Here is a 5458-nt window from a genome sequence, read left to right as displayed (position 1 = left end):
TTTTCTATGACCGAAATGCCCTATTTGTGCTGGGCTTTTTTATACACTAGCACTGGGGTGAATAGTTACAAAAAACAAAAACCAACCCTAGATCCTTTGCCGTTTGCTGAAATTATTGATACATTATCTACCGATTTTTATATCACCATTCATCTATTTATCGGGCACATCCATCCATATGGTGACCATCTTTATGAATTATTTTGCCACGAAAAACAATGTTTCCAGCTAGCACAAACGTATATGCCAACACAAACGGTATATCAGATGGAAGATGTGATTCCGCTATTGCTTATCCATGGTTCCTCGGAACTTGAAATGATCAAGAAGTCGCTTCCTTTTCTCGAAACATTGGATGACGAGTCACTTCATATCATCAAAACGTTTTTTCAATGCAATCTAAACGTTTCCTTAGCGGCAAAAAAGTTATATATGCACCGCAACAGTTTACAATATCGCATTGATAAATTTATTGAAAAAACAGGAATCGATATTAAACATTTTAAAGGAGCTGTCGCTGTGTATTTAGCAATATTATTACAGCAATATGCGGACAATTGAACTACAGTAAAGCCAGGATCACCATACGAGGCAAGCGCATAGTCCGTCTATTCGTCATCTTGCCTGAAATCTCCCTCTTTTTTTGTGCATGTTGTCCATTTACGAATTCTGCTATTTTCGGTACGCTTAAAGCAGTTGAAAACGTTTTCTAATAGAGGGAGTGAGAATATGGCAGAGCTTCGTTTAGAGCACATTTATAAAATTTACGATAACAACGTAATCGCTGTAAAAGATTTTAACCTACATATTAAAGATAAGGAATTTATCGTCTTTGTCGGTCCATCCGGCTGCGGCAAATCAACAACATTGCGGATGATTGCCGGCCTTGAGGAAATTTCAAAAGGCGACTTATATATTGACGGCAAGCGCATGAATGATGTTGCGCCAAAAGACCGCGATATTGCGATGGTATTCCAAAACTACGCTCTTTATCCGCATATGACCGTTTACGATAACATGGCATTTGGTTTAAAACTTCGGAAATTCCCAAAAGCAGAAATCGAACGCCGCGTTCGTGAAGCAGCGCGCATTCTTGGCCTTGAGCAATACTTAGATCGCAAGCCAAAAGCGCTTTCCGGTGGTCAACGTCAACGGGTGGCATTAGGCCGCGCTATCGTCCGTGACGCAAAAGTATTTTTAATGGACGAGCCGCTTTCGAACCTAGACGCAAAACTTCGCGTGCAAATGCGTTCCGAAATCGCTAAATTGCATCAGCGTTTAGAAACAACAACAATTTATGTCACACACGACCAAACGGAAGCAATGACAATGGCAACACGGCTTGTTGTCATGAAAGATGGTGTCATCCAACAAGTTGGCACACCGAGAGAAGTATATGAAAAACCAGAAAATATTTTCGTCGGTGGCTTTATCGGTTCCCCAGCGATGAACTTCTTAAAAGGAACATTGCAAGATGGCAAGTTTGTCATTGGAAATATTACTATTGGCGTTCCAGAAGGAAAAATGAAAATGCTTCGCGACCAGGGCTATATCGGCAAAGAAGTCATTTTAGGCATTCGCCCAGAAGACATCCATGATGAACCACTCTTCCTTGAAGCATCGCCAAATACGAAAATTACCGCCCGCGTTGAGGTAGCCGAGCTGCTTGGTGCAGAATCGATGATTTATTCCAATATTAATGGACAAGAATTTGTCGCACGCATCGATGCCCGCACAGAAATCAAGCCAGGCCACCAATTAGACCTTGCCTTAGATATGAACAAAGCACACTTTTTTGATATTGAAACGGAAAAACGAATCCGTTCTGCGGATGAAAAATAACGATATCGTTCCCCAAAATATTGCACAGGCTCTAGCGATGATGCTAGAGCCTATTCTTTAATAAACCGCACTTCTTCGTGGCAGCAATGCAGACAATAAAAAAGATGCACACATTCGTGCCGAATCAATGTCTTCGGATACCCATCGACCAATTTCATCATATCAATATCCATATACGGGCTGTAATCATCAAAATAATCCGTAATTTTTCCTTGATCCACCATTTGCTTCTGACAGCGCGAACAATGCACTGCCACATTACGTAATCCGTTGCATAGCGGGCAAATGTTCATGATGTTTCCTCCTACTAAAACAATACCTTATTTTACATATTCCCTAATATCCTCAACCATAAAACGTTAAAAATTACCATAAAAAAGAAATGAATAATGAAAGAAAAACGTCTCAAACTATTAGTACCATTAGCAAACAATATTGGGTTCAGCCTAGTTTGGCGGCATGCTTATAACAGCATGCGGTGCTGGTGCAAATCCAGACAACCCAGCCATCAAAACTTAAACAAGGAGATGATCATAATGGCACGTAACAACAATTCTAACCAACTACTAGTCGCTGGTGCGCAACAAGCAATCGATCAAATGAAGTATGAAATCGCTCAAGAATTTGGTGTAAACCTTGGCCCTGACACAACTTCTCGCGCTAACGGTTCTGTTGGCGGCGAAATTACAAAACGCCTTGTAGCAATGGCGCAACAACAAATCGGCGGCCAATTCGGCACTCGCTAATAAAAACTTCATATACATGGCTTAAGCCCCAGGCGTCTTGCCTGGGGCTTTATCTTGTTACTCGATGAGTTGTAAAAATTGTTTTGTGCGCTCATGTTTCGGAGAAACGAGCAGCTGTTCCGGTGCTCCTCTTTCCACGATGATTCCCCCATCCATAAAAACCACTTCATCGGCTGCTTCTTTCGCAAACCTCATTTCATGAGTGACGACGATCATTGTCATTCCTTCATTCGCCAAACTTTTCATGACTTTCAGCACTTCACCGACAAGCTCCGGGTCTAACGCTGATGTTGGTTCGTCAAACAGCATGACTTCCGGTTCCATGGCGAGCGCCCGTGCGATCGCGACACGCTGCTGCTGCCCTCCAGACAGCTGAAATGGATAATGATTGGCTTTATCTTTCAGCCCCACTTTCTCCAACAATGCCATCGCTCTCTCGCGTACTCGCTCTTTCTTTTCGCGCTTGACCGTCACAGGTCCTTCCATGACGTTTTCAAGGGCGGTCCTTCCACACCAACAATTTGCACGCCATACGACCGCGCTAAATCCGCATAGTTGCTTGTCATCGATTGCGCTGCTTTTAGTCCTTTTATGTCTTCAAATTTAGATACTTTATTGTTATCTTTATGAACGACTAACACCGCCATAGAAGTAATGTACGGATCAGAAAAATCATATTTCTGTTGCCGGTCCCGGCGGATTCCGACTTCATTGGCAATCATGTCAAAACATTTTGCGTCCAATCCCGCGAACATCGCATCCCACTGCGTTTCCATAAACACAGGCTTGACGCCGAGACGCTTCGCTACTTCTCTTGCCAAATCCACATCAAAACCGGTTAACTTTCCGCTTTTATCATGAAACGTAAACGGCGGATATGTTCCCTATGTTCCAATGCGCAATTCCCCCGATTTTTTCACCTGCGCTAACAAGTCGGTTTCTTGCTTGCCCGACTTTTCCTTGGATTGCTGATTGCCGCATGCGGCCAACAACAAAATCGAAGCTGTCAACAAAAGAAGCAAACTTTTGAGAAAAAATCTTTTCATATATTTTTTTAACCTCCATCATTCCGATTGGTTTTTAGCGACATATGTCATAATAAAAAAGTTTGTATAAGATGTCAATAAAAGAGTATAAACAACAAAACAAAAAACGGAGCTTCTCGCTCCTTACATATTTTCCACTAACGGCGGCTCATTTAATGAAACAAGTACTTTCCTAATTCTGCGATTTTCGACTTGTCGTACGGTTAAAGTAAGCGGACCATAATGCAGCGTTTCGCCGACATTCGGCACGCGTTCAAACATTTCAAATATCCAACCGCCTAACGTATGGGAAGAGCTTTCCGGTGCATCAATTTTCATTATTTCGCAAAATTCATCAAGCGGAAGTTCAGCGTTAAATTCATAACTGTTTTCATCGATTTGTTGAATATTTTTTACCGCTTCATCATGCTCATCCCATATTTCTCCAACAATTTGTTCAATAATGTCTTCAAGCGTAATTAATCCTGCTGTTCCTCCAAACTCATCAATGACAATTGCCATATGCACTCTGCTTTTTTGAAGTTCCGGCAACAAATCAGAAATTTTCATTGATTCCACGACAAACAGCGGCTTGCGTAATAACGCGCGAATGTTTATATCTTTTTGTTGTACAAGCTCACTAAAAAAGTCCCTTTCAGATAAAATACCAATCACATTATCAATATCTTCCTCATACACCGGTATACGGGAGTACTTTTCTTCAAGAAAAACATCGCGAATTGCTTCGATCGGCTGATTTACTTCCACAGCGACCATATCTGACCGTGGCGTAAAAATTTCTCCAACTAAAATTTCATCAAAATCGAGCGAACGGTGAATTAATTCTTTTTCTTTGTTGTCAATAATGCCTTCTTCTTCACTTAAATCAATCATCACTTTAATTTCCTCTTCCGTTACTGCTGGAACAACCGTTCCATTCGTAAACCGTTTCGCTACGCTCTCTTTTACAGCGTTAAATAATGTCGTGATGGGTGAAAGCAGTTTCATCAATGCGTAAACAATTCCGGCATAACGAATCGATAGCGATTCCGCATGCTCTTTCGCAATCGATTTTGGCAAAATTTCACCGAAGATTAAAAGAAGCACGGTCATGACAATAATCGCAGCAATAAGACCTGCACGCTCCCCAAGCATCGTTGTCGCAATATCTGCTAAAAACGCAACGGCAACAATACTTGTGACTCTGTTTGCAACAAGCACCGTCAATAAGACGCGATCTAAGTTTTCCATAATGTAATTTACTCGCTTGCTGCCACGGTGATTTTCTTCCACATAATTTTTCAAGCGAATTTTATTCGCTGAAGAAAATGCGGCTTCCACCGAAGAAAAGAAGGCAACTAACACGATACAAAGAAAAAACCACCCTAACAGACTCAGAGGCAACTCTCCCAAAGAATCTTCACTCTCCTAAATAAAAAAACGTACTTTGTTAGTATTTTAGTATTATCCATTGTATTTATTACATTATATCAAATTTTTCACAAAAAGCCTATTCGCAAAACGCCTATCGTCTAAAATATAATAAAACTGCAGGATGATCCCTGCAGCTTTTTATGACTCGATGATGATTGAACCGATAAAATATATCAGCACAAGCAATGAAGCAATGTTTAACGTTACGGATAATTCCTCCATAAATGCCCCTCCTAACGATAATCATCCCCATTGTTATGTTAACACAATAATTTTCTCAATACGTAAGACATTTTATACAACTTTTTGACAAATCCATTTTTTCCCCTTGCATTTTATTGTCAACTACCCAACGGCTAAAGCCGTGGGCTTGCAACTAGCCTAATTGGCTGCCGCGTTCGGCTGGTTGAC

Annotated in this window: 5 protein-coding genes and 2 pseudogenes; 3 read left to right on the top strand and 4 right to left on the bottom strand. The window is 41.1% G+C overall.

The genetic code is table 11. The features are described from left to right. Positions 1 to 561 (top strand): PucR family transcriptional regulator (locus tag DCC82_RS05495; protein WP_199222348.1); only part of this gene is annotated, 561 nt, incomplete at its 5' end. A gap of 168 nt (positions 562 to 729) precedes the next feature. Beyond that, complete coding sequence (locus DCC82_RS05490) at positions 730 to 1842, top strand: ABC transporter ATP-binding protein (protein WP_108430274.1); 1113 nt, start codon at positions 730 to 732, stop codon at positions 1840 to 1842. Positions 1843 to 1892: 50 nt separating this feature from the next. On the opposite strand, the gene DCC82_RS05485 is transcribed toward DCC82_RS05490, so the two are convergent. Beyond that, complete coding sequence (locus DCC82_RS05485) at positions 1893 to 2135, bottom strand: hypothetical protein (RefSeq protein WP_062753933.1); 243 nt, start codon at positions 2133 to 2135, stop codon at positions 1893 to 1895. A gap of 243 nt (positions 2136 to 2378) precedes the next feature. On the opposite strand from DCC82_RS05485, the gene DCC82_RS05480 reads away from it, so the two are divergent. Next, positions 2379 to 2588, top strand: a complete 210-nt coding sequence (locus DCC82_RS05480; RefSeq protein ID WP_062679188.1) for an alpha/beta-type small acid-soluble spore protein — start codon at positions 2379 to 2381, stop codon at positions 2586 to 2588. A 57-nt stretch (positions 2589 to 2645) separates the two neighbouring features. Here DCC82_RS05480 and DCC82_RS05475 read toward each other — a convergent pair. The 3 genes and pseudogenes from DCC82_RS05475 to DCC82_RS05465 all read right to left on the bottom strand — a co-directional run. Next, positions 2646 to 3095: pseudogene (locus DCC82_RS05475) on the bottom strand (amino acid ABC transporter ATP-binding protein); the annotation flags it as partial. Further along, positions 3092 to 3634, bottom strand: a pseudogene (locus DCC82_RS05470) (transporter substrate-binding domain-containing protein); the annotation flags it as partial. The pseudogenes DCC82_RS05470 and DCC82_RS05475, both read right to left, overlap by 4 nt. A 123-nt stretch (positions 3635 to 3757) precedes the next feature. Beyond that, positions 3758 to 5026 (bottom strand): hemolysin family protein, encoded by a 1269-nt coding sequence (locus tag DCC82_RS05465; RefSeq protein ID WP_012749314.1) that lies wholly within the window; start codon positions 5024 to 5026, stop codon positions 3758 to 3760. Positions 5027 to 5458 lie beyond the last annotated feature (432 nt).

It is taken from the genome of Geobacillus sp. LYN3, assembly GCF_003064505.1.
GTDB classification, from domain to species: Bacteria; Bacillota; Bacilli; order Bacillales; family Anoxybacillaceae; genus Parageobacillus_B; species Parageobacillus_B toebii.
The sequence above is the reverse complement of the archived record's forward strand: the minus strand, read 5'-3'. Positions and strand labels throughout refer to the sequence as shown.

Excerpts from the sequence above, each read along its gene's own strand:
- DCC82_RS05490 (WP_108430274.1), top strand. The coding sequence starts at position 730 with ATGGCAGAGCTTCGTTTAGAGCACATTTATAAAATTTACGATAACAAC.
- DCC82_RS05485 (WP_062753933.1), bottom strand. The coding sequence starts at position 2,135 with ATGAACATTTGCCCGCTATGCAACGGATTACGTAATGTGGCAGTGCAT.
- DCC82_RS05480 (WP_062679188.1), top strand. The coding sequence starts at position 2,379 with ATGGCACGTAACAACAATTCTAACCAACTACTAGTCGCTGGTGCGCAA.